General features: G+C 52.1%; 30 protein-coding genes. 19 read left to right on the top strand and 11 right to left on the bottom strand.

Features of this window, described 5'->3' with window-relative positions; all coding sequences use genetic code 11:
• Nucleotides 1-242, top strand: a 242-nt coding sequence (locus tag FH755_RS09580; protein WP_292440889.1) for an IS3 family transposase, incomplete at its 5' end; no start/stop codon positions are given.
• 91 nt (nt 243-333) lie between these two features.
• Here FH755_RS09580 and FH755_RS09575 read toward each other — a convergent pair.
• On the bottom strand, nt 334-1,197 hold the full coding sequence (locus FH755_RS09575) for an NAD(P)-dependent oxidoreductase (RefSeq protein WP_292440888.1): 864 nt from the start codon (nt 1,195-1,197) through the stop codon (nt 334-336).
• Between the two features lie 109 nt (nt 1,198-1,306).
• Between FH755_RS09575 and glyA the strand changes: the two genes are divergently transcribed.
• The 16 genes from glyA to FH755_RS09495 all read left to right on the top strand — a co-directional run bounded on the left by glyA (nt 1,307) and on the right by FH755_RS09495 (nt 14,601).
• Nucleotides 1,307-2,560, top strand: a complete 1,254-nt coding sequence (glyA, locus tag FH755_RS09570; RefSeq protein ID WP_292440887.1) for a serine hydroxymethyltransferase — start codon at nt 1,307-1,309, stop codon at nt 2,558-2,560.
• 12 nt (nt 2,561-2,572) lie between these two features.
• Nucleotides 2,573-3,049 carry a transcriptional regulator NrdR gene (nrdR, locus tag FH755_RS09565; RefSeq protein ID WP_292440886.1) on the top strand — a complete coding sequence of 159 codons (477 nt, stop codon included), beginning with the start codon at nt 2,573-2,575 and terminating at the stop codon, nt 3,047-3,049.
• Between the two features lie 84 nt (nt 3,050-3,133).
• Entirely contained in the window at nt 3,134-4,240 is a 1,107-nt protein-coding gene (gene ribD / locus FH755_RS09560; protein WP_292440885.1) for a bifunctional diaminohydroxyphosphoribosylaminopyrimidine deaminase/5-amino-6-(5-phosphoribosylamino)uracil reductase RibD, read from the top strand.
• Between the two features lie 14 nt (nt 4,241-4,254).
• On the top strand, nt 4,255-4,896 hold the full coding sequence (locus FH755_RS09555) for a riboflavin synthase (RefSeq protein ID WP_292440884.1): 642 nt from the start codon (nt 4,255-4,257) through the stop codon (nt 4,894-4,896).
• On the top strand, nt 4,896-6,014 hold the full coding sequence (ribBA, locus tag FH755_RS09550; RefSeq protein WP_292440883.1) for a bifunctional 3,4-dihydroxy-2-butanone-4-phosphate synthase/GTP cyclohydrolase II: 1,119 nt from the start codon (nt 4,896-4,898) through the stop codon (nt 6,012-6,014). The genes FH755_RS09555 and ribBA overlap by 1 nt, the downstream gene beginning before the upstream one ends.
• Nucleotides 6,011-7,162: a lipid-A-disaccharide synthase gene (gene lpxB, locus FH755_RS09545; RefSeq protein WP_292440882.1), complete on the top strand. Its 1,152-nt coding sequence runs from the start codon at nt 6,011-6,013 to the stop codon at nt 7,160-7,162. Before ribBA ends, lpxB begins: the two co-directional genes overlap by 4 nt.
• Nucleotides 7,155-7,727 carry a ribonuclease HII gene (rnhB, locus tag FH755_RS09540; protein WP_292440881.1) on the top strand — a complete coding sequence of 191 codons (573 nt, stop codon included), beginning with the start codon at nt 7,155-7,157 and terminating at the stop codon, nt 7,725-7,727. The genes lpxB and rnhB overlap by 8 nt, the downstream gene beginning before the upstream one ends.
• Nucleotides 7,728-7,778: 51 nt before the next feature.
• Complete coding sequence (gene pcnB / locus FH755_RS09535; protein WP_292440880.1) at nt 7,779-9,149, top strand: polynucleotide adenylyltransferase PcnB; 1,371 nt, start codon at nt 7,779-7,781, stop codon at nt 9,147-9,149.
• Complete coding sequence (gene folK, locus FH755_RS09530) at nt 9,149-9,637, top strand: 2-amino-4-hydroxy-6-hydroxymethyldihydropteridine diphosphokinase (RefSeq protein WP_292440879.1); 489 nt, start codon at nt 9,149-9,151, stop codon at nt 9,635-9,637. The genes pcnB and folK overlap by 1 nt, the downstream gene beginning before the upstream one ends.
• On the top strand, nt 9,634-10,293 hold the full coding sequence (locus FH755_RS09525) for a deoxynucleoside kinase (protein ID WP_292440878.1): 660 nt from the start codon (nt 9,634-9,636) through the stop codon (nt 10,291-10,293). Before folK ends, FH755_RS09525 begins: the two co-directional genes overlap by 4 nt.
• Nucleotides 10,294-10,295: 2 nt before the next feature.
• Entirely contained in the window at nt 10,296-11,090 is a 795-nt protein-coding gene (gene panB, locus FH755_RS09520) for a 3-methyl-2-oxobutanoate hydroxymethyltransferase (RefSeq protein WP_292440877.1), read from the top strand.
• Nucleotides 11,090-11,944, top strand: coding sequence for a pantoate--beta-alanine ligase (panC, locus tag FH755_RS09515; protein ID WP_292440876.1), 855 nt, complete (start codon nt 11,090-11,092; stop codon nt 11,942-11,944). Before panB ends, panC begins: the two co-directional genes overlap by 1 nt.
• 50 nt (nt 11,945-11,994) lie before the next feature.
• The gene (panD, locus tag FH755_RS09510; protein WP_292440875.1) at nt 11,995-12,375 is read left to right on the top strand and encodes an aspartate 1-decarboxylase; all 381 of its coding nucleotides are present in this window, start codon (nt 11,995-11,997) and stop codon (nt 12,373-12,375) included.
• A 128-nt stretch (nt 12,376-12,503) separates the two neighbouring features.
• Nucleotides 12,504-12,605 (top strand): YqhA family protein, encoded by a 102-nt coding sequence (locus tag FH755_RS09505; protein ID WP_292440874.1) that lies wholly within the window; start codon nt 12,504-12,506, stop codon nt 12,603-12,605.
• Between the two features lie 25 nt (nt 12,606-12,630).
• A complete protein-coding gene (locus tag FH755_RS09500) occupies nt 12,631-12,831 on the top strand; it encodes a hypothetical protein (RefSeq protein WP_292440873.1) in 201 nt (66 codons plus the stop codon).
• Between the two features lie 48 nt (nt 12,832-12,879).
• Nucleotides 12,880-14,601 carry a lysophospholipid acyltransferase family protein gene (locus tag FH755_RS09495; RefSeq protein WP_292440872.1) on the top strand — a complete coding sequence of 574 codons (1,722 nt, stop codon included), beginning with the start codon at nt 12,880-12,882 and terminating at the stop codon, nt 14,599-14,601.
• Here the strand turns inward: FH755_RS09495 and FH755_RS09490 are convergent, their stop codons facing one another.
• Together FH755_RS09490 and FH755_RS09485 are read right to left on the bottom strand one after the other, a co-directional pair.
• A complete protein-coding gene (locus tag FH755_RS09490) occupies nt 14,602-15,066 on the bottom strand; it encodes a YchJ family protein (RefSeq protein ID WP_292440871.1) in 465 nt (154 codons plus the stop codon).
• The gene (locus FH755_RS09485; protein ID WP_292440895.1) at nt 15,059-15,814 is read right to left on the bottom strand and encodes an NAD(P)H-binding protein; all 756 of its coding nucleotides are present in this window, start codon (nt 15,812-15,814) and stop codon (nt 15,059-15,061) included. The genes FH755_RS09490 and FH755_RS09485 overlap by 8 nt, the downstream gene beginning before the upstream one ends.
• Before the next feature lie 216 nt (nt 15,815-16,030).
• Between FH755_RS09485 and FH755_RS09480 the strand changes: the two genes are divergently transcribed.
• Nucleotides 16,031-16,486 (top strand): retropepsin-like aspartic protease, encoded by a 456-nt coding sequence (locus tag FH755_RS09480; RefSeq protein WP_292440870.1) that lies wholly within the window; start codon nt 16,031-16,033, stop codon nt 16,484-16,486.
• On the opposite strand, the gene FH755_RS09475 is transcribed toward FH755_RS09480, so the two are convergent.
• The 7 genes from FH755_RS09475 to FH755_RS09445 form a co-directional block, all read right to left on the bottom strand.
• On the bottom strand, nt 16,478-16,756 hold the full coding sequence (locus FH755_RS09475) for a hypothetical protein (RefSeq protein ID WP_292440869.1): 279 nt from the start codon (nt 16,754-16,756) through the stop codon (nt 16,478-16,480). The genes FH755_RS09480 and FH755_RS09475 overlap by 9 nt on opposite strands.
• Nucleotides 16,746-17,417: a lytic transglycosylase domain-containing protein gene (locus FH755_RS09470; RefSeq protein WP_292440868.1), complete on the bottom strand. Its 672-nt coding sequence runs from the start codon at nt 17,415-17,417 to the stop codon at nt 16,746-16,748. The genes FH755_RS09475 and FH755_RS09470 overlap by 11 nt, the downstream gene beginning before the upstream one ends.
• A complete protein-coding gene (locus FH755_RS09465; protein ID WP_292440867.1) occupies nt 17,414-17,884 on the bottom strand; it encodes a CopD family protein in 471 nt (156 codons plus the stop codon). The genes FH755_RS09470 and FH755_RS09465 overlap by 4 nt, the downstream gene beginning before the upstream one ends.
• Before the next feature lie 21 nt (nt 17,885-17,905).
• Complete coding sequence (locus tag FH755_RS09460) at nt 17,906-19,426, bottom strand: fumarate hydratase (RefSeq protein ID WP_292440866.1); 1,521 nt, start codon at nt 19,424-19,426, stop codon at nt 17,906-17,908.
• Nucleotides 19,427-19,434: 8 nt separating this feature from the next.
• A complete protein-coding gene (locus FH755_RS09455; protein WP_292440865.1) occupies nt 19,435-21,144 on the bottom strand; it encodes a proline--tRNA ligase in 1,710 nt (569 codons plus the stop codon).
• An 82-nt stretch (nt 21,145-21,226) separates the two neighbouring features.
• Nucleotides 21,227-21,562 carry a phenylpyruvate tautomerase MIF-related protein gene (locus FH755_RS09450; protein WP_292440864.1) on the bottom strand — a complete coding sequence of 112 codons (336 nt, stop codon included), beginning with the start codon at nt 21,560-21,562 and terminating at the stop codon, nt 21,227-21,229.
• 11 nt (nt 21,563-21,573) lie between these two features.
• On the bottom strand, nt 21,574-22,029 hold the full coding sequence (locus tag FH755_RS09445) for a DUF4124 domain-containing protein (RefSeq protein ID WP_292440863.1): 456 nt from the start codon (nt 22,027-22,029) through the stop codon (nt 21,574-21,576).
• 185 nt (nt 22,030-22,214) lie between these two features.
• Here FH755_RS09445 and FH755_RS09440 point away from each other — a divergent pair, with 185 nt between their 5' ends.
• Nucleotides 22,215-22,415: a hypothetical protein gene (locus FH755_RS09440; RefSeq protein WP_292440862.1), complete on the top strand. Its 201-nt coding sequence runs from the start codon at nt 22,215-22,217 to the stop codon at nt 22,413-22,415.
• Between the two features lie 10 nt (nt 22,416-22,425).
• Here the strand turns inward: FH755_RS09440 and FH755_RS09435 are convergent, their stop codons facing one another.
• The gene (locus FH755_RS09435) at nt 22,426-23,745 is read right to left on the bottom strand and encodes an MATE family efflux transporter (RefSeq protein WP_292440861.1); all 1,320 of its coding nucleotides are present in this window, start codon (nt 23,743-23,745) and stop codon (nt 22,426-22,428) included.
• Between the last annotated feature and the right edge of the window lie 32 nt (nt 23,746-23,777).

Raw genomic sequence — 23,777 nt, 5'->3', positions numbered from 1 at the left:
GAGAAAAGTGCTTGCCTCAGAGCATGTCAAGAAAGGGGAACTGCTTAGATAACGCGGTTGCTGAAAACTTCTTCGGGATATTAAAAACAGAAATGTATCATAACGAAGTCTTTCGAAACGCCGATGAACTCATTGAAAGCATCAAAGAGTACATCAATTACTACAACAACAAACGGATTAAGCTCAAACTAAAAGGCCTGAGTCCGATTCAATATCGAAAACAGGCCTTGGTTGTCGATTAAAAATGAGTCCAACTTTATGGGGTCACTTCAAAAAGAGGGCTTTTTTATGTCTGCACGCTCAATACTGATAGCAGCTTAATCGCTGCCTGCTCTATTTGTGTCTGGGTGACACGGCAGCCATTAGCGCTGAGTAGTCTGTGTTATCAAGCCCCATTTCCAGTGTTTTCTGTAATAAAATTTCGATACCCTGTAGTGCGCTGGTATCCAGCCCCAGCTCTTCAGCGACCGAGAGAAACAACCGGGTGTCCTTGGCCAGATGTTTGGTAGGGAAGTTGGGATTATCAAAATCCCGTTCCAGCATGCGGCTGAGTTTCTTATCAAAAGTCGGTGCATAGAGTGCACTGTCGCGGACAATCTTCATAAACTGCTCGGTTTCGATACCCTCTTTTTCTACCAGGGCCAGGCTCAGGGCAAAACTTGCGGTCAGTCCGGCAATTAACTGGTTCATGGCCAGTTTCACAGTCGCGCCCTGGCCGACACTGCCGATATGCTGCGGATGCTTGCCAATGAGTTCCAGCAGGGGCAGCGCAGTTTGGAAGTCTTTGTCACTGCCGCCGGCCATCAGGATCAGTTTGCCGCTTCTCGCTTCAGGCAGGCTGCCGAGTACCGGACATTCCAGGTAGCGACCTTTCTGAGTACTAATCTGTTCAGCAAAGTGCCTGGATTCTTCCGGTGCAATGGTACCCATCTGAATGATTAGCGTGTCCCTGAATGCGGTTGCATCGATCGAGTCCAGTACCATCTGAATTGCTTCTGCATCACTCAGAAATAACAGGCAGATATCACACTGTTCAACAACCTCTTGTGCGCTGCTCGCCACTTCGGCACCGCGTTCCTGTAATTCTTCACTCTTTTCCGGGCTGCGGTTATACACCATTAATGGCTGATTCTCAGCCAGCAAATGTGTTGCCAGCGCTTGTCCCATCAGGCCTGTACCGATTAATCCGATTTTCATAATCTGCTAGCAAATCCCCGTTCGAATAAAACTGTCACTATGCCATAGATGATGGCTGCTTTGTGAGATAGAATAAGGTCCCATTTTATATCAGACACAGGGGATTACGGTGTACAAGAAAAACATGAGCATCGCTGGTTTTGACGATGAAGTGTTCAACGCGATTGCAGCCGAAGACAAGCGTCAGGAAGATCATATCGAACTGATCGCTTCCGAAAACTACACCAGCCCGCGTGTAATGGAAGCGCAGGGCTCGTCTTTGACTAATAAGTACGCAGAAGGCTATCCCGGCAAGCGTTATTACGGCGGCTGTGAACATGTTGACACCGTTGAAGATATTGCCATTGCCCGTGCCAAGGAACTGTTCGGCGCCGATTATGCCAACGTGCAGCCCCATTCCGGCTCTCAGGCTAACGCCGCGGTTTACCTTGCTCTGCTGCAACCGGGGGACACGATTCTGGGTATGAGCCTGGCCCATGGTGGTCACCTGACTCACGGTGCCAAGGTCAGTGCTTCCGGTAAAATCTATAACTCCGTGTCCTATGGCATTAACACTGAAACTGGTGAAATTGATTATGACGAAGTGGCCGGCCTGGCTAAAGAACATCAGCCTAAGCTGATCGTCGCCGGTTTCTCTGCTTATTCGCGCGTGATTGACTGGCAGAAATTCCGTGACATCGCTGATTCAGTCGGTGCCTACCTGCTGGTTGATATGGCGCATATTGCCGGTCTGGTTGCTGCAGGTCTGTATCCGAATCCAGTTCAGATTGCTGACGTTACTACCACGACCACGCACAAAACACTGCGCGGTCCACGAGGCGGTCTGATCTTAGCTAAAGCCAACCCGGAAATCGAGAAAAAGCTGAACTCAGCCGTATTCCCGGGTTTCCAGGGCGGTCCCCTGATGCATGTGATCGCGGCGAAAGCGGTCGCCTTCAAAGAAGCGATGCTGCCGGAATTCAAAACCTATCAGGAGCAGGTCATCAAAAACGCCCGCGTGATGGCGGATGTCTTTATGAGCCGCGGTTACGATGTCGTATCTGACGGCACCGATGATCACCTTTTCCTGGTCAGCTTTATCGAAGCCGGTCTGACCGGTAAAGAAGTCGATGCCTGGCTGGGTAATGCCCATATCACCGTTAATAAAAATGCAGTGCCTAACGATCCGCAGTCACCCTTTGTGACTTCCGGTATCCGTGTCGGTACGCCAGCTGTGACCACGCGCGGCTTCAAGGAAGCAGAGTGTCGTGATCTGGCGAACTGGATGTGTGATGTGATTGAGGCCAAAGGCAGCGATGACGTCATTAATGAGGTTAAGGCCAAGGTTGTCGCAGTCTGCGACCGCCTGCCGGTTTACGCGTAAGACGGGATATTCATGCGCTGTCCATTTTGTGGTGCCGATGATTCCAAAGTCGTTGACTCACGGCTGTCGGCGGAGGGCGATGCCATCCGCCGGCGGCGTATGTGTGTCGAATGCAATGAACGTTTCACCACTTATGAAACCGCAGAACTCAGCCTGCCCAGGCTGATTAAACGTGATCGCTCGCGTGAGTTGTTTGATGAAAACAAGCTGCGGGCAGGCATTATGCGGGCACTGGAAAAACGGCCAGTCAGTATCGATGATGTTGATACCGCCGTGAAGGGCATTACCCGCCGATTGTGGGCGACCGGTGAACGTGAAGTGGATAGCCGTCTGGTCGGTGACTGGGTGATGGATGCGCTGCGTGAACTTGATGAAGTGGCCTATGTCCGCTTCGCTTCGGTCTATCGCAGTTTCCAGGATGTAAATGCTTTCCGTGAAGAGATTGAACGGATGGAAAGCCAGACCGAACCGGATTCAGACCAAAACTAAAGAACTCAGCCTGATAGCGATATGGGCGTGATTATCAGGCATAATAAAATTTCGCCGAGGCAACCGGTTCAGCAAGAGATTGTCATGTCGACACCTGAACACTACATGGCGAGAGCCATCCAACTGGCCGAGCGCGGCCTCTATACTACTGACCCCAATCCCCGGGTCGGCTGTGTGCTGGTTAAAAACGGCCGGATCATTGCCGAGGGCTGGCATATGCGGGCTGGCGAAGGCCATGCTGAAGTCAATGCACTATACCAGGCCGGCAGTGAGGCGGGTGGGGCTGACTGTTATGTCACGCTTGAACCCTGCAGTCATTTCGGCCGTACTCCGCCCTGTGTTGATGCCTTGATCAAGGCTAATGTCAAACGCGTCTTTATCGCCATGACAGACCCCAATCCGATCGTCTCGGGGGCGGGTATCCGTCGACTGGAAGAAGCCGGTATTGAAGTTCATGCCGGCATTCTGGCTTCTCAATCTGAAAAACTGAACCCGGGCTTTTGCCAGCGTATGCGAATTGGCCGACCTTTCATTCGCAGCAAACTGGCAATGAGTCTGGATGGCCGTACCGCAATGGCCTCCGGAGAAAGTAAGTGGATTACTGGTCCGCAGGCAAGAAATGATGTGCAGAAACTCCGTGCCCGCAGCAGCGGCATCCTGACCGGCATCGGCACCATTCTGACTGATGACCCCTTACTCAACGTGCGTCCGCAACAGGGCGATGTTGAGTGGTACCCCGAGGGTCAGAAAGTCAGGCAACCACTACGTATCGTCGTTGACGGCCAGATGCGTATACCGGCCGATGCCCGTCTTTTGAGTCAGGAAAAGGTGCTCCTGGCGACCGCGGTAGATAAACCGTCACCCAAAAACACCGATACGGTGCTGCTGCCGGGAGATGGCGATATTATTGATTTGAATGCCCTGATGGCCGTGCTGGCCCAGCGTGAAATCAATGAATTGATGGTGGAAGCGGGTGCCGTGCTTAACGGGGCTTTATTGAAGGCCGGACTCATCGATGAACTGGTGATTTATATGGCACCTAAAATCATGGGTGATATGGCGCGTGGCGTATTTCATCTGCCCGGCATGGAAACCATGGCCCAGAATATCTCCCTGCATATCACCGATATGCGGGCCATCGGGCAGGACTGGCGTATTACCGCCACACCCCAATATAACGAAAAGTTTTAATTAAGGAAGCGAGCATGTTTACCGGAATTATTGCAGCCCTGGGTAAAGTGGAATCAGTCCAGCCCAGCGGTGGTGATCTCAGGCTGAAAATTGATGCCGACAAGCTGGATTTGAATGATGTCAAGCTGGGCGATAGTATCGCAGTCAACGGTGTTTGCCTGACCGTCGTTGATATCCAGGGCGCTCAGCTCAGCTTTGATGTCTCTCGTGAAAGTCTGGATCGCACCAGTCTGGGACAGGCGAAACCGGGTTCCAGTGTCAACCTTGAGAAAGCTATGGCGGTGGGGGATCGACTCGGTGGTCATATCGTCAGCGGTCATGTTGACGGGTTAGGCAAAGTCGCTGTGATGGAAGCTTCAGCCCGTTCGGTCAAGTTCCGTTTTGAAGTCCCGGCCAATCTGGAGCGCTACATTGCTGAAAAGGGCTCAATCTGCATTGATGGCACCAGCCTTACTGTGAACCAGGTCGGGCCGGGCTGGTTTGAAGTCAATATCATTCCGCATACAATGCAGGAGACCATTATCAGTGATTATAAAACCGGTACCGTAGTGAATCTGGAAGTGGATTTGATTGCCCGCTACCTGGAGCGCCTGTTGCTCGGAAATAAACAGGAAGGTATCAGCCGTGACACTCTGCAAAAACATGGATTTATCTGATGGAGTTGAACTCGACTGCTGAGATTATCGAAGAGCTGAAACAGGGCAAAATGGTCATCATCATGGATGATGAAGATCGTGAAAATGAAGGTGACCTGATCATGGCCGCGGAAAAGGTCACGCCCGAGGCCATCAATTTTATGGCCCGTTTCGGCCGTGGACTTATCTGTCTAACCCTGACAGAGGATCGCTGCCGCGAATTACGCTTGCCGCTGATGGTGTCCGATAACCAGACACCCTATTCAACCAACTTTACTGTCTCGATTGAGGCAGCCAGGGGCGTGACCACCGGTATTTCTGCTGCTGACCGCGCACTGACCGTTCAGGTGGCTGTTAACCCGGCATCCAAACCGGATGATTTAGTTCAACCGGGTCATATCTTCCCATTGAAAGCACAACCCGGTGGCGTGTTGACCCGCGCCGGTCATACTGAGGCCGGCTGTGATCTGGCGCAACTGGCGGGCTGTTCCCCGGCGGCTGTCATCGTCGAAATTCTCAATGATGACGGCAGTATGGCGCGCAGACCGGATCTGGAAAAATTTGCCCAGACCCATAACCTCAAAATCGGGACTATTGCCGATCTCATCAGTTACCGGCTGGAAAATGAAATGACAGTGAAGCAATTGTCACACTGTGATTTTCCCACCGACTATGGCAACTTTAGATTGCACAGCTATCAGGATTCGGTGAATGGGCAGGTGCACCTGGCGCTGGTGTACGGAGATATTGAAGCCGATCAGGAAACACTGGTGCGGGTGCATATGGCCGATCCGCTCGGCGATTTACTGGGTTCCGTACGCGACCCCAGTCACTGGCCTATTCCGGCGGTGATGCAGAAAATCCAACAGGCTGGTAAAGGGGTGCTAGTGGTCTTGCGGCAGCCGGAACAGAACAAACAGCTTGCTGCCAAGATCTTACGCTACCAGCAGGAAGATGAGGCCGAAACGCCGCCTCCGGCTGCCGGTGGCTGGGACTTGCGTACCTTTGGTGTTGGTGCCCAGATCCTGGCGGATCTGGGCGTCAGGAAAATGCGTGTAATTGGTACCCCGACCAAACTTACCGGGGTGTCCGGTTTTGGCCTGGAACTGACCGGTTATCTTGAGGCTGACGAGTTTTGACCAAACCCAAGCGCATAGTCATTGTGGCTGGTGAAGCCTCAGGCGATGCCCATGCCGGCCGGATGATTGCTGCCCTTAAAGCCAGGCGTCCCGATATTACGGTTTCCGGGATTGGAGGCGATGCGCTACGCCAGGCTGGTGCCGCAATATTCACCGATTTCAGGGAACTGGCGGTGATGGGGCTGGTGGAAGTCCTTAAGCGATATCGTGAGATTAAAGCCGTATTTAATGAATTGGTCGAACGGCTGCAAAAAGAGAAACCGGATTTACTGATTCTGGTCGATTACCCGGGCTTCAATCTGAAACTGGCTAAAAAGGCACACAAGCTGGGCATTCCGGTGTTGTATTACATCAGCCCCAAGGTCTGGGCCTGGCGGCCAGGGCGGATAAAGACAATACGGCGCTATGTCGACCATATGGCCGTGTTGTTTCCCTTTGAGGAAACACTGTATCAGGATGCCGGTATAGCGGTCACCTGTGTCGGCCACCCATTGGTCGACGCTGTTCATTCAGATTTAACTGTCTCTCAGGCTAAACAACATTTTGAGCTGGATCCTGAACATCGCGTGCTTGGCCTGTTTCCCGGAAGCCGTCGCAGTGAAGTTGAAGCTTTACTGCCAATCATGTTGCAAACTGCTGAGAAAATTAAACAGCGGCATTTTGATCTGGAAGTACTGCTGCCTCTGGCACCGGGTCTCGATATGGACTTTCTGCAACCGATGCTCAGGCGATCGGATCTGGATATTAAGGTCGTTTCCGGTGACTTCTATGATGTGATTCGCAGCTGCGATGCGATTGTTGCAGCATCCGGTACAGTGACACTGGAAATAGCCCTGATGGGCGTGCCTCATCTCATCGTCTACCGTGTGGCTCCGATGAGCTACCGAATTCTGAAGCACCTGGTCAAAATTCCCTACGTCGGGCTGTGCAACATTGTCACGAACGACAATATTGTCACCGAACTGCTGCAGGATGAAGTGACAGTCGAGAATCTGGATCATCATCTGACACCGTTACTGACTGATCCGCAGGCGAAGCAACGCGCCGAATATATTCGGCAGCAGGTACTGACTGCACTGGGGCCGGCAGGCGGAGCGGATAATGCCGCACAGCTCATTCTGGATAGGCTGGATGCAGCGCATGACTGAGATTCTGCTGGTAGCCGGGGTGGATGAAGTTGGCAGGGGACCTCTGGCCGGCCCCGTGGTGACCGCTGCCGTGATTCTGGATCCTGACAATCCGATTGAAGGTCTGGCTGACTCCAAGAAACTGACAGAGAAGCGTCGTGAACTGCTTGAACCTTTAATTAAAGAAAAAGCATTGGCCTGGGCACTGGGCCGGGCCGAACCCGCCGAAATTGATGAACTCAATATTCTGCAGGCCTCATTATTGGCGATGAAACGCGCTGTTGAGAGCTTGAAGATAACACCGGGACACGTACTGGTGGATGGGATTCACGCGCCCAGTCTCAACTGTCCGGTTACGACGATCATCAAGGGCGATCAATCTGAGCAGGCCATTGCTGCCGCTTCCATTCTGGCCAAAGTCGCACGCGACAGGGAGATGGTTGCACTGGAGGCGATCTACCCGGGCTATGGCTTTGCCAAACACAAAGGTTATCCGACTAAACAACACCAGCAGGCGCTGATTGAATTGGGCGCGAGCGACATTCATCGTCGCTCGTTCAGCCCGGTACAGATGAGCCTGTTGTGAACAACGATTAAAGACGAGTGATGTTAATTCCCGTGGTATTATTCTCGGCTTATGCTGTCTATCAATAAACTGATTAATAAACTGGTTAAGGGCAAAAACGGTGATAATGATCGTCGTGGTCATGAACCTGTGATCGTGCCGCGCAGCGAGCACTCTATCTCGCGCAAGCAAATCAGCCAGAACGCGCTGAATGTGCTTTATACCCTCAAGGATGCCGGCTATGAGGCTTACCTTGTTGGTGGCTGTGTGCGTGACTTGCTGTTGGGGCATGAACCCAAGGACTTTGATGTCGCCACTAATGCCTTACCGGAACAGGTCCACAGTCTGTTCCGACGAAGCCGGCTGATTGGCCGCCGCTTCAAACTGGTACATGTGCGCTTTGGCCGTGATGTGATCGAGGTTGCCACCTTCCGCGCGCCGCCTGAGACCAGCAGCCATGTGGATGAACAGGGCCGCATCATGCAGGACAACGTCTACGGCACACTGGAGCAGGATGCCTGGCGACGCGATTTCACCATCAATGCGCTTTACTACAATATCCGCGATTTCTCGATAGTTGATTACACCGGCGGGATTGAAGATCTCAATGCCGGGCTGATCAGACTTATCGATAATGTAGAAACCCGTTTCCGGGAAGATCCGGTCAGAATGCTGCGTGCATTGCGCTTCGTCGGCAAGCTGGGCTTGAAACTGGACAAGGAAACCGAAGCCGGTATCTTCAAATGGGCTGGCCTGCTCAGCGATATTCCGCCTGCCCGGTTGTTTGACGAAACGCTCAAGCTTTATCTCACCGGTAATGCTGCGGTGACCCATGAACTGTTGTGTCACTATGGCCTGTTTGATGAAATGTATCCGCAAACGGCGAAACTGCTGCATGAAGAAAAGGACGGTTACCCACGAACGCTGCTGATGAAAGCGCTGGAAAATACCGATCGCCGTATTGATGACGACAGACCCGTAACGCCGGCATTTCTGTTTGCCGCATTGTTGTGGGAGCCGGCCAGGCAGCGGGCTCAGCTGTTGATGGAGCATGGTATGCCGGAAATTCCGGCCATGCAGCGGGCCTCATCCGAAGTCATCACCGATCAGGTGCAGCGAGTCGCAGTACCTAAGCGCTTCAGCATGGTGACGCGGGATATCTGGAATATGCAGCCCAGACTGATGAAGCGACAGGGCAAACGGGCTTTCAGATCTTTATTGCACCCGAAATTCCGTGCTGCCTATGATTTTCTGGCATTGAGAAACGAAGCGGGTGAGCCGCTTGAGGACATTGTTGACTGGTGGACACGCTTTCAGGAAGTCTCAGCCAATGAACAGGAAAGCATGGTGGCAGGCCTGTCCGGGGGGGACAAAGCGGCTAAACCACGCCGTCGCCGGCGTCGCAGAAAGCCGGCCGCCAATAAAGCGCCAAAGGATGATTAATGCTGGCTTATATCGGACTCGGCAGTAACCTGGAACAGCCACAGCAGCAGGTGCGTACCGCGATCGAAGACATCCGTGCTGTCACAAAAACCACCCTGGTGGCCCAGTCCTCACTCTACCGCAGCCCGCCGATGGGGCCACAGGATCAACCCGACTACATCAATGCAGTTGTTGGTGTAGAGACCGATTTGACGCCACATGAGTTGCTGGATGCCCTGCAGCAGATCGAGCAAAAACATGGCCGAATCCGTAAGCGTCACTGGGGTGAGCGCACATTGGATCTCGACATCCTGCTCTATGCTGATAAAGTCATTGAAGATGAACGACTCACCGTGCCGCATCCCGGCATTGCCGAGCGTGCTTTTGTGGTTTATCCACTGGCAGAAATTGCGCCGGATTTGCAGATTCCCGGACTCGATAGTCTGGCCGCTATCAAGGCACATTGTCCGCCGGAGGGATTAGTGCCGTTGGAAAATAATCAGTCATGAATCAGTCTTTGCCTCATCACTATATTGTTGTCGAAGGCCCTATCGGCGTCGGCAAAACCCATCTGGTCAAGCGCCTGGCCGATAGCTTCGGTGCTACCACCCTGATGGAACAACCGGAACAGAATCCTTTTCTGGAAAAGTTTTATGTGTACCCCAAGCAATCTGCGCTGCCTACCCAGCTGAGCTTTCTGATGCAACGGGTCAAGCTCAGCAAAACACTGAACCAGGATGATCTTTTTAATGATCTGCATATTGCTGATTTCATGGTGGAAAAGGACAAGCTGTTTGCCCAGATTTCCCTGGATGATGATGAGCTGGCGCTCTACCATATGGTGTATGACAACCTGACTTTGCATCACCGCACACCGGACCTGGTTATCTATCTGCAGGCTTCACTGCCGGTACTGAAATCACGCATTGCGCAGCGTGGCATCAGCTATGAGCAGCATATCGAAGAGGGCTACCTGAAACGTTTGGCCGATACGTATGCCGACTTTTTCCACTACTACGATGCCTCGCCCCTGTTGATCGTCAATGCCGAGCAGATTGATCTGGTGAACAGCGAACAGGATTATCAGCAGTTACTGGAACAGATTTGCACTATTCAGAGCGGCCGCCACTATTACAATCCGCTCCCGATTAAAGAGAAGAAATAATCATGAGTCGTTTGAGCCTGACTGCGTTACGCAAAATGAAAGCGGCACAGGAAAAAATCGCGGTACTGACAGCTTATGATGCCAGCTTCAGCCACGCGCTGGAGGAAGCCGGCGTTGAGGTGATTCTGGTCGGCGACTCGCTGGGCATGGTGATTCAGGGCCAGGAGAGTACGCTGCCGGTGACCGTTGATAACATGATTTATCACACCGCCAATGTCGCCCGTGGCAGTGACAAAGCGTTTATCGTCGCTGATTTGCCGTTTATGAGCTATGCCAATGCCGATCAGGCGATTGCTAATGCAGCGAGACTGATGGCAGAGGGCGGGGCACAGATGGTCAAGCTCGAAGGCGGTGCGATTATCGCCGACACTATCGCCCAGCTTACGGCGCGGGGGATTCCGGTCTGCGCCCATCTGGGCTTATTACCGCAGTCGGTCCACCGACTGGGCGGGTATCTCGTTCAGGGACGCGAAAAAGAAGCAGCCGATGAATTGCTTGCTGATGCCCTGAAACTGGAACAGGCCGGTGCCGATATGCTGGTACTGGAATGTGTACCGGCCACACTGGCGGCCAGAGTCACTGCAGCGCTGACGATCCCTGTTATCGGTATTGGTGCCGGTAAAGACTGCGATGGACAGGTACTGGTGCTATACGACATGTTGGGGCTGACGCCCGGCAGACGGCCCCGCTTCAGTCATGATTTTCTGGCTGACACCGGTTCGATTCAGGCCGCGATCAGTAAATACGTGCAGCAAGTTAAAAGCGGCGAGTTCCCGACTTCGGAGCAGCAATTCTGATGCAGGTGGTGGATAACACAGTTGCACTGCGTACCCGTATCAAAACCTGGCGAGCGAATAATGAGTTAATTGCCTTTGTCCCTACCATGGGTAATCTGCATGAGGGGCATCTATCGCTGGTGCAGAAAGCAAAAGCGCTGGCCGATCGCATTGTGGTCAGCATCTATGTCAACCCGCTGCAGTTCAATGATAAAAATGACCTGGAAAAATACCCGCGTACGCTGACAGAAGATATTAATCTGCTCAGTGAACAGGAATGCGATCTGGTGTTTACGCCCGATGACAGCGTGGTATATCCACAGGGCATGAGCGAGCAGACCAGCGTACATGTGCCCGGTATGGATGACAAACTCTGTGGTTTGGGTCGGCCCGGCCATTTTGATGGCGTCGCCACGGTAGTTACCAAGTTATTCAATATGGTGCAGGCCGATATTGCCGTTTTCGGTGAAAAGGATTATCAGCAACTGCTGTTAATTAAAAAGCTGGTTGCCGATCTGAATATCCCGATCGATGTTGTTGGCGCGCCCACACGGCGTGAAGACAGTGGCCTTGCCATGAGTTCACGAAATAATCTGCTTAGCGATACACAGCGCTTGACGGCGCCATTGCTGTATCAGCAGTTGATGACCATTCGCACGGCACTGGAAAACGGTGAAACCGATCTTGACGCATTGACGCAGGCTGCTCAGACTCAACTCAGAGAGTCTGGTTTTGAACCGGAATATCTTGATATCCGCCGTGCCGATGATCTGCGGCCGGCGCAACCCGGTGACAGGACAGCACTGCGTATTCTGGTCGCTGCCAGACTCGGCTCAGTCAGGTTGATAGATAATATTCTGTGTGACCTTGCCTGAGTTTCTCTAACAAGCGATAATATTGGGCTAACCCACAAGATTTGTCCGCTATGCAACTGACACTCTTAAAAGCCAAACTGCACCGTGCGTGCGTGACCCATTCCGAACTGGAATATGAGGGGTCATGTGCAATCGATGGCCAATTTCTGGAAGCCGCCGGTATTCGCGAATACGAGCAAATCCAGATCTATAACGTCGCCAATGGTGAGCGTTTTACTACCTATGCCATCCGCGCTGAAGACGGTTCCAAGATCATTTCCGTTAATGGTGCGGCGGCGCATAAAGCCTCGCCGGGTGATCGCATCATCATCTGTGCCTATGTCAGCATGGACGAAAAAGAAGCTGAGCAACATAAGCCAACCCTGGTTTATCTCGACGAGAACAACGATATCACGCACATGCGCCATTCCATTCCGGTGCAAGCGGCTTAATAGATTTAAACCGGAGCCCGGTGGAAAATGGTTTGAAAAAGCGCTGTGGAACAGCCGCTTTATAGTGCTGACTGCGGTCATTGCCAGCATGCTGACTGCACTGGCCATGTTTTATATGGCTTCGGGCGATGTCTATTTTCTCACTGGGTTTATATGAACTCTTTATCAGCAAGATAGACGAGGCGGAGTCCAGCGATCATTCCAAGGTGCTGGCGATCAGCAGATCTTGATTATCTCAAAGCCCGCCTGGGTCGTATGGTGTTGATTATCCTCATCGTCAACTTCTTTGAACATGCGATCAGTATGGATTTCCATGGTCCGATCGACCTGCTGGCTGGCCGGGGTCTCGGTATTATTGCACTGGCGCTATACTTCACCCATTCCGACGCATCATTGATGCGGGCCCGCTGTGCCGGGCTGTCATCTAAGCGTCATCAAACTGCCATCAAGTGGTAACAGCATCGCTTTAAGCTTGCCTTCGATAGACAGGCACAGAGATCAACGATGCTCAATATTGAACAGGCAGTTCAACAGAAATTCCCCCGGTTTCAACACACCAGTCCCTGGATAAAAAAGCCGACACTGGGCTTTTTACGCAAAATTACCCACGAACATGAAGTCAATCGCTTCCTGGAACTGCACCAGGATCTGCGGGGCTTCGATTTTATCGATCAGGTGCTGGACTATTTTAATTTCAGCTACAGTATCAGCCATCGTGACCGCATTAATATACCCGCGACAGGTCGTGTAGTTATCGTCGCCAATCATCCGCTGGGCGCTCTGGATGGTCTTTCTCTGCTCAAACTGGTGGGTGAGGTCAGACGCGATGTCAAAATCGTTGCTAACGATATGCTGATGAATTTTGCTGCCCTGGAGTCCCTGTTCCTGCCAGTGGATAACCTCTCCAAATCGACCCGAAAAAGTAGTGTGGCGCGTATCGTTGAGAGTCTTAATAACGATGAAGCGGTGATTGTGTTTCCGGCTGGAGAAGTCTCCAGAATCCGCCCCAGCGGCGTCCGCGACGGCAAGTGGAACAGCGGTTTCCTGAACTTTGCCAAGAAAACCAATGCGCCGATCCTACCGATATTTATCGGTGCCCGTAACTCCTCGTTGTTTTACAGCGCCTCCATGGTCTATAAACCCCTGTCTGGCATGATGCTGGCCCATGAGATGTTCAATAAAAACTCCAAGAACATCACCATGCGGGTCGGTGAAACCATTCCCTATCTGCAAATTGAACAACTGCCTCTGGTCAAAGCGGAAAAAGCCAAACTACTGCGTCGCCATCTTTACCGTTTGGCCAAAGGCAAAAAACCGCTGTTCAAGACCGAACAGACCATTGCGCACCCGATAGAAAGACGCTTTATCAAGCGTGAGTTGCAGAATGCGGAACTGCTGGGCGAGACCGCCGATAACAAAAAAATCTACCTGTTTGATTACCGGCCGGACTCGGCAGTGATGCATGAAATTGGCCGCTTACGTGAACTGACCTTCCGCCAGGTCGGCGAAGGGACCGGTAAACGTCGGGATCTGGATCGCTATGATCGGGATTATCGCCATCTTATTCTATGGGATGAGCAGGAACTAGAAATTGCCGGTGCCTATCGGCTGGGAGAGGTCAAACGCATTCAGTCACAGGATAAAAGTCGTGGCATATACAGTGAGGAGCTGTTTGCCTATGACAGTGAGAAAATGCAGCCGTTTTTCGAACAGGGCATCGAACTGGGCCGTAGTTTTGTCAGCCCGAAATACTGGGGCCGCAGAAGCCTGGATTATCTCTGGTATGGAATCGGCGCCTACTTGCAGCGTTACCCGGAGATTCGTTATTTATTTGGTCCGGTCAGTCTCAGCAACAGTTACCCTGAATTCGCTAAAGCGCTGATTGTCAGCTATTACCGGCTTTATTTTGCTGATACTGACAAACTGGCCAATGCCCGCGTGCCCTACAGTGTTGATGGTGAACTGAAACAACAGGTCTGGCAGACATTGACCGGCGAGGATGCCGACGAGGATTTCGTTGCTTTACGAGAACAGCTGGCACATATGAATGTCACCGTGCCCACCCTTTACAAGCAGTATGCTGATGTCTGTGAGCAGGGCGGGGTACGTTTTATCGATTTCAATATTGATGCTGACTTCGGCCACTGTATTGACGGTCTGGTGATGGTCGACCTGCAACAGTTAAAAGCCAGCAAGCGTAAACGCTATCTGGGAGCCGCCGCCTGATCAGCTGCCGTGGCACTGCTTGAATTTTTTACCACTCCCACAGAAGCACACTTCATTTCTGCCCAGTTTCAGTGGCGGCAGGAATAAGCCGTCATGATAAAACCAGCGGCCGGCTTCACGGGTAAAGCGGGAACGCTCACGGAGTTGACCGAGAGGGTCATCATCATAGAAAGCGACAAATTCAACTTCGGCCAGATTGTTGGCCTCTTTGTGATCGATGATTTTCAGACCCAGCCATTCAGTCTGAGAAATACTCTTCTGTAAGGCTTCGCGCTCACCCGGATGGCGCTTCGACGGATGGAGGGTTTCCAGCAGGTAGTCAACCAGGCCCAGTTGAAATGCACTGTAGCGTGAGCGCATCAGTTTTTCGGCGTCTTCTGCTACCCGTGTGTGCTGGTGCAGCGGCTGGCAGCACTCTTTGTACAATAATCCACTGTTGCATGGACAAAGCGATGAATCACTCATAATGCTCCTGATTCAGTTGCATCAAGTCCCGATGTTGAAGTTGATACCGTAATCGTTGTTTTATTTTCTGATTGGAAACAATCTTAAATTTTAGTGTGTCATCCTCAGCAAAATCTGCCAATGGAACACCAGCCAGCTGTGCCATATCAGCGTAAAATTCCCGTTTTTTGGGGTGAGTATCGCTGCAGCCATTCAATTTCTCACCCCACACACCCTGACGGACGATCGCGTCAATTATGCCGATGCAGTCATCAAAGTGAATCAGATTAATAGGGGCATCAGGCTGTTTGATTGTTTTGCCACCGCGAAAAAAGCGACCGGGGTGGCGGCCACGACCGACCAGCCCACTAAAACGCAGTATGGTCGTGCTGAAGGAGGATGATTGCTGAAACAATTGCTCTATCTGAAACAGCGGGCTGTCCGGATTTTCGGCGCCTTCGTCTTCAGTCACTTCACGGTTGAGGTTCTGATAGACCGAACTGGAACTGACAAACAGCAGTTTGCTGATTTTACTCCGTTCAATAGCGGTAACCAGACGCTTGAAACCCGCGCTATTTTTACTGGTGATATTGATGATCAGGATTTCTGCGCTGAGAAAATCAGCATTGATCTCTTCATCCTTATCGATATCCACCAGATAAGCGTCAAAGCCGGCCTGCTTTAATTCGGCCTGCTTGGCCTCGCTGCGTGTTGACAGTTTGATCGGGTGACCCAGTGCTGTCAAATGGGCTGCAAGCGGCCTGCCCAGCCAGCCACTGCCTAAAATACTGATAGTATCGATAAGTCACCTCTCATTGAACGGCGCCATTTTAACGTAATTGAACCGTAATTATAGCCCCGGATTCATTTTGACTTGCAGGTGTCTTAATGTCTGATTACAGTTAAAATCAAGACTATGAGTGCACCTGAACCGCCTAAAATATTTTCCGGCAGATTACTGACAATTCTCTTCTGGCTGTTTTTTATGGCCTCGTTAACGCTGTTTTTCAACGGACTGATTGTGCAACGCGATAACCCCAATCACGCTTTGCTCAGTTCGGAGTCAGTCAGTGGTGAGGTGGTGCTGGAACGCAATCGTGCCGGCCATTATCTGGCACCGGGTCTGATTAATGGACATCCGGTCAACTTCCTGCTTGATACCGGCGCTACGCATGTGAGTGTGCCCGAGGATATTGCCCAAGCCGCCGGGCTTAAGCGGGGGGCGAGGGGGATGGTCTCGACCGCGAATGGTGTTATCACGGTTTATCAGACCCGGCTGGATACCGTGAAACTGGGTGGAATCACACTACAGAATATTCAGGCCAGTATTAACCCGCATATGCCCGATGATGTCGTTTTACTGGGGATGAGCTTTATGAAGCATCTTGATATTACCCAACGGGAAGGACGGCTGACGCTTAAGGTGCCGGGTTCAGGATAGGTTGATTTTCACCACCCGCATAAACGGGAAGTCCATTCCGGCAACGGTTTCTGTGTCCGGGTAAAAAATCATATCAACACGTGCGCCTTTTAATGATTTGTACAGTTTTCGGCGTTTGTATTTGAAAGGGATATCCTGACCTTCGACAAGCACTGTATTCATTATCCAGTCACCATCTCGGCGCTGAACATGAGAACTCACTTTCTGCATAGTGGCATGCGTCAGCGCATCATGCTCGTTCAATAACTTTTTAGTGCTTTTAACCTTCATTGCGATAACGCTGATGCAGAATGCCGACGCGTTCTACATAGACTTTGGTCTCGGCATAGGGTGGAATGCCGTTGTATTTTTTCACGGCATTAGGGCCGGCATTATAAGCGGCGGTGGCAAGTTCGATATCGCCTTCAAACTGTTTTAGCAGATCGGCAAGATATTTCACGCCGCCCTCAATATTCTGATTGGCATCAAAGGCATTACGCACACCGAGGTCTCTGGCTGTGCCCGGCATTAATTGCATCAGCCCCTGAGCGCCCTTATTAGAGCGGGCTTTGGCATTGAATGCCGATTCGGCATGTATAACAGCACGTACCAGCGCCGGATCGATGTCATATTTAATGGCAATGCGATTGACCTCAGTGGCATAGGAAGCAGTGTTCAGACTGATAGTGTGCCAGTTGATTCTGGAGTCGGGATTACAGGCAAAACAACTGTATTTCAGTATTTCAAAATGGCCATGTTCCGGCTTTTGGTCCGAAAAGACAAAACCCTGACCGGTCTGGGATTTGTAAATGACGGTTTGCTGGCCTGCAGCAGAACCGACATTACTGAACTCAACACTGCCGTCGGCATTCTGAATGCGTTTGATGGTCTCGGCCTGTAAAAGCACAGGCAATGAGAGCAGAATCAGGGGGCAGAGCTTTATCAGTTTCATAGCACAGGCCAGTAGCGTCCTGAAGCGCCAATGACGATGGTAAGCAGTCCCAGAATCAGGTTCAGCAAAACCAGCTTGCGGATTTTGGTCAGCGCATTGCGGCCAGTGATCCAGTCATGCTCGGCGACTGCCCATTTGAGCTTTTTAAATGGATTAAAAAACACATGCATGAAAATCAACATCATAAAGATGCCGGTGAGCAGCATGACATGGACATGTACTCCGACACCGTCAACGCCACCCATGCCACCCAGCAGGTGAATCATCCAGAAGCCGGTTGCCAGCAATATAATGATCGCGATCCAGACCCAGGCGAAAAACAGTTTGAATACTTCGCTCCATAGCGGGAGACGTTGTTCAGGCGGCAGCAGCCCGGCAGCGGCAGGTCGCAGAACCATATAGGCAAAAAACATCCCCCCAACCCAGATGACGGCGGCGAGAAGATGCAAGGGGATGGCAAGAGTCATGGCTGTCTCCATACAACAGGGCTATGCCTCGATTGTAAGCCCTTCAAGCTTGATCCGCCATTGTTTAGGACCGTTTTCATGTACCGAGTCACCACGAGAGTCGACGGCGACAGTCACTGGCATGTTCTCTACATAGAATTCGCGAATCGCTTCCATGCCCAGTTCTTCAAAGGCGATCATGCGCGATGACTTAATCGCTTTCGACACCAGGTAAGCCGCACCGCCGATTGCAATGAGGTAGACAGAACGATGATTTTTAATGCTCTCGATAGTGGCATCACCACGCTCGGCTTTACCGATCATGCCCAACAGGCCGGTTTCGCCCAGCATCATTTCAGTGAACTTGTCCATCCGGGTCGCCGTGGTCGGGCCGGCAGGACCGACGACTTCGCCTTCAACCGGGTCGACAGGACCGACGTAATAAATAAAGCGGTTATGGAAGTCGAGCCCATCCGGTAAAGGCTGACCCTGTGCAAGCATATCGGCGATTTTCTTGTGTGCGGCATCACGCCCGGTTAACAGATGACCTGAGAGCAGTAATGTCTCGCCCGGCTGCCACTGTTCAATATCCGCCTGCGTGACGCTGTCCAGATTAACATGTCGGGTGTTTTCAGCAGCTTCCCAGGTGATATCCGGCCAGTCATCCAGGCTCGGCGGCTCGAATTCAGCCGGACCACTGCCGTCCAGAGTAAAGTGGATATGGCGGGTGGCAGCACAGTTGGGAATCATCGCGACCGGTAACGAGGCAGCATGGGTCGGGAAGTCACTGATTTTGACGTCCAGTACCGTAGTCAAACCGCCCAGACCCTGAGCTCCGATACCGAGCTTGTTGACTTTATCGTAGAGCTCGACCCGCAACTTCTCAGCGGCGGTTTCGGGCCCCCGGTCAATCAACTCCTGAATATCGATAGGATGCATTAAAGATTCTTTGGCCATCAGCATGGCTTTTTCGGCGGTGCCGCCTACACCAATACCAAGCATGCCGGGAGGGCACCAGCCGGCGCCCATTTTCGGGACGGTCTCAAGAACCCAGTCCACCAGGCTGTCACTAGGGTTAAGAATGGTGAACTTAGCCTTATTCTCACTGCCACCGCCTTTGGCAGCAATCTGAATCTCGACGCTATCACCGGGCACAAGCTCGGTATGAATCACGGCCGGCGTGTTGTCTTTGGTATTCTGGCGGCTACCCAGCGGATCAGAGACGACGGAGGCCCGCAGCACATTATCCGGGTGCAGATAAGCCCGCCTGACACCCTCATTAATCATGTCATCCAGGCCCATCTCGGCATCCCACTGTACTTGCATGCCGACTTTAACGAAGACATTGACGATGCCGGTGTCCTGACAGATGGGACGGTTATTTTCGGCACACATCCGTGAGTTGACCAGAATCTGTGCGATCGCATCACGCGCCGCCGGAGACTGCTCGCGTTCATAAGCCCGGCTCATCGCCTGAATAAAATCTTTCGGGTGATAGCAGGCAATGAACTGCAACGCGTCGGCAACGCTGTCGATAAGATCAGATTGTTTGATGCAACTCATGGGCTGATTCAACTCAGTTTCTGTTTAATCGCAGTGACAACTTCCTCCAGCAGGAAGTCTTCACCTTCACCGCTACGGCGGTTTTTGTATTCGATTTGGCCGTTGTCGAGGCCACGTTCACCCAGGATCAGGCGGTGCGGAATACCTATCAATTCCATATCTGCGAAGGCCACACCGGGACGCAGACCGCGATCATCAAGCAGTACATCAATTCCGGCGGCGGTCAGTTGCTGATAGATAGCTTCCGCTTTTTCTTTGACCCTGACTGACTTATGGGCGTTCACCGGGACCAGCGCAACCTGAAAAGGCGCGATGGCTTCCGGCCAGATAATGCCTCGCTCATCGTGGTTCTGTTCAATCGCAGCAGCCACGACACGTGATACACCGATACCGTAGCAGCCCATGGTCATGATCTGGGATTTGCCGGACTCAGTCAGCACCACCGCGTTCATTTTGCTGCTGTAGTTATCGCCCAGCTGGAAGATATGGCCAACTTCGATACCACGGGCAATTTCCAGCGTACCCTGACCATCCGGGCTGGGATCGCCGGCGACGACATTACGCAGATCAGCGGTTTGTGGTTCCGGCAAATCACGGCCCCAGTTGACGCCGGTCAGATGTTTTTCATTGTCATTAGCGCCACAGACGAAGTCACTGACAAAGGCGGCTGAATGATCGACCAGAACCGGAATATCAAGTCCTACCGGGCCGATGGAACCGATATTGGCGCCGCAGGTTTCCAGTACCTGTTCCGGTGTGGCAAAAGTCAGGGGAGAGCCGACCAGCGGATGTTTCTCTGCTTTAATTTCATTGAGATCATGATCGCCGCGCAGCACCAGTGCCACCACGCTGCCTTCTTCGGCTCCTTCGACCAACAGGGTTTTCAGGCATTGAGAAGCCGGTTTGTTTAAAAACTCGCTGACTTCTTCGATGGTATGTTTCTGTGGCGTTTCAACGCTGGCCAGGGTTTCCGCAGCAGCAGGTCGTTGACCGGCCGGCGCCATGGCTTCAGCCAGTTCGACGTTGGCGGCGTAATCACTGCTGTCACTGAAGGCAATCGCATCCTCACCGGAGCTGGCCAGCACATGAAACTCATGGGAGGCATTACCGCCGATACTGCCGGTATCGGCCTGAACAGCACGGAAATCGAGACCGATGCGGCTGAAGATACGTGAATAGGCAGCAAACATTTCATCATAGGTTTGTTGCAGAGAGGCCTGATCCAGGTGGAAGGAATAAGCATCTTTCATCAGGAATTCACGGGCGCGCATCAGACCGAAGCGGGGACGGATTTCATCACGGAACTTGGTCTGAATCTGATAAAAATTCACCGGCAGCTGCTTATAGCTGCGGATTTCCTGGCGAACCAGATCGGTGATGACTTCTTCATGAGTCGGGCCGTAACAAAAGTCACGCTGGTGACGATCGACCAGTCGCAGCAATTCCGGACCATATTTTTGCCAGCGCTCTGTTTCCTGCCAGAGTTCAGCCGGCTGCACGGAAGGCATCAGCACTTCCTGGGCACCACTGTTGTTCATTTCCTCGCGGATGATGGCTTCGGTTTTTCTGAGAATTCTGAGTCCCATCGGCAGCCAGGTATAAAGCCCGGAAGCCAGCCGGCGAATCAGGCCGGCACGCAGCATCAGCTGGTGGCTGACAATCTCGGCATCGGCCGGTGTTTCTTTGAGGGTGGAAATGAGCAGGTTGGAGGCACGCATCGCTTGTTGTTATTCCTGTGTCGCAAAAACGGCACCGCCGGAAGCCGGCGGTGCCAGTCTCAAAAAGTAATGAATTAAATGGTCAGAAAGTACTGTGGTTCCAGCCCCAGTTCTGACGCTCTGAATCAGTCATGCTGATATAAATCCGGCTGCCATCAATGCCAAGTTGTTCATTGATCATCGAACATAAGGTATCGGAAAAGCCCTGTCTGTCGCCGGGCAGTCCCAGCGATCGATAATCGAGTATGGCAGTGGGAGCATCGCTGCCACCGAACAGCATCGGTTTTTGCTGGTCAATGGTTATCATCACATAGGTCTCGGGTTTGCCGGAAGCCCGGGATACGGTCTGACTGGCAACTTTCATTAATGTCGCTTCGTCTTTGACTTCCTGGTTGGTACGGATATTAAGATAAGGCATCTTGTTCTCCTTTATTGACAGTAAAGGTCGACTTGTTCCTGAAATTCCTGGATTTTCTGCTGGCGATCTTCTTCGGTCAGGCGGGTCACGTTACCTTCCTGATCCATGATGCGACGGCCGGGATTATTCTGGTATGAACGCAGATTTTCCCGGGCGATCCGACAGTTTTCTTCGCGAACGGCCTCCTGTTCTGCTGCTTGCCGGGCTTGTTGCTCAGCCTCCAGTTCAGCCTGTTCCGCAGCTTGTTGCTGCTCAATCAGTTCCTGCACTTCGTCGCGTGCTTCATCAGGATTAATCGGTGGCGGAGGCGGAACGTCGATCATCTCAGCCTGGCCCGATTCGGGCGGTTGTTGTGAATAATGTGTCTGACCGTTTTCATCGACCCATTTATAGATCTGGGCATGGACACTGAAACTCAGCAATAACGCTGCTGATACGAGGCAAAGCCATTTGACGTTGAGTATCACTGCAGTCTCCATTCCAGAAATAGAAAATCATTTTACGCCAAAGCGTCCGATCATCAAATGTCTTACAGTGCAGCGGTGTCTGAAAAAATAGGCTGGCTCCCGGAGTGCTGAACAGCCCGGCATCGGATTGACAAGTTAATCTGTCGGGGAGTAGTTTCAGAATAAACCCGATGGGGGAGATCATTATGACACGCGACTACGAATCATTGATTACTAACGAATCAGATCATGCATGGAATGGTGATGAAAGACGCCAGCAACATCGCCGTTCGGGCGGTGACCGGCGGGATATGATTCGTTTCGAACCGGATAAAGAAGATCGTCGCCATGGTGCGGACAGGCGTAAAGCACGTCAGTCAGGCTGGGATTCAGGAACCACTATCTAGACGATCAGTTTCAACCCACTCTTTTGATGATTCGGGGCAGATAAGCACTCTGGCTCAAGCCACGGGCGGCCAGCAAGACCATCAGGGCAGCCCATAGTCCGTGATTGCCCCATCCCTGTAGCAGATACCAGGCCGGCAGGTAACAGCAAAAAGTAGCAAACAGCATGGTATTGCGCATTTCGCGACCCAGTGTCGCGCCGACAAAAAGCCCGTCAAATAAATAAGACCAGACACCCAGTAAAGGCGCAAGTACGACCCACATCCGGTAATCACCGGCCATTTCTGCGACAGAAGCAATGCCGGTCAGTAATGCAATGATTTGGGTACCGAACAGCCAGTACACGAGGCTGAAAAGACCGGCAGTGAGCAAAGACCAGAAACCATTCAGCAGCAAGCTGCGTTTGAGCATGGCCGCATTATTGTGGCCGATAGCGCGGCCGCTCATGACCTCTGTTGCGTTGGCAAAACCATCCAGCACATAGGCCATGAAGGTGATGAAGTTCAGCAGAACCATATTGGCGGCGAGTGTCGTATCACCCGCCTGTGCGCCCTGATTGGTAAAAAAAGCGAAACTGAAAATCAAACACAAAGTTCTCAGCATAAAGTTGCCGTGCAGGTTGAGATGATGCCGATTGGCCAGCATTAACCGAAATTCCTGCCGAAGCTGAATCTGGTGTAATGTCAGCCGGCGTTTTTGCAGCAGAGCCAAGGCAAAGATCAGTCCGCTATATTCAGCAATAACAGAGGCCAGAGCCACGCCATCAGCTTTCATACCCAGACCATTGACCAGTAACAGGTCAAACACGATATTGGTGAGATTAATCACCAGTACCACAGCCAGGGCAGAGCGCGAGGCAGACAGCCCAATCAACCAGCCCAATATAGCGTAGTTGAGCAAGGTCGCTGGTGCGCTCCAGATCCGAATGGCATAGTAGCGTTCGGCTTCAGCAATCACGGCAGCACTGCCGTCAATGATATTAAAGGCAAGCCAGCCGATGGGGGCCTGTAGCATCAGCAATACCATCGCAATAATCAGTGCCAGCAGGCCTGACTGAATTAAGACATCACGCGGTTTGCCAATATCGCCATTCACATTCGCCTGTGAGGTCAGACCGGTGGTGACCATACGCAGGAAACCAAACCCCCAGAACAGGAAGGTAAAAAGCATGCTGCCCAGCGCGACAGCACCGAGATAGACAGGGGAGTTCAGGTGTCCGACTACCGCTGTATCCACCATGCCCAAAAGCGGCGTGGATAAGTTAGCCAGAATCATCGGACCGGCAATGGCCCAGATGGCACGGTGGTTGATACTGGAGTCCTTGTTCTGCAATGCTTTCTTCCAAATAACAAGGCCACCCGCAG

Origin of the sequence: Methylophaga sp. (assembly GCF_009711715.1) — a bacterium.
Taxonomy (GTDB): Bacteria; Pseudomonadota; Gammaproteobacteria; order Nitrosococcales; family Methylophagaceae; genus Methylophaga.
This window is presented reverse-complemented; position numbering and strand designations above follow the sequence as displayed.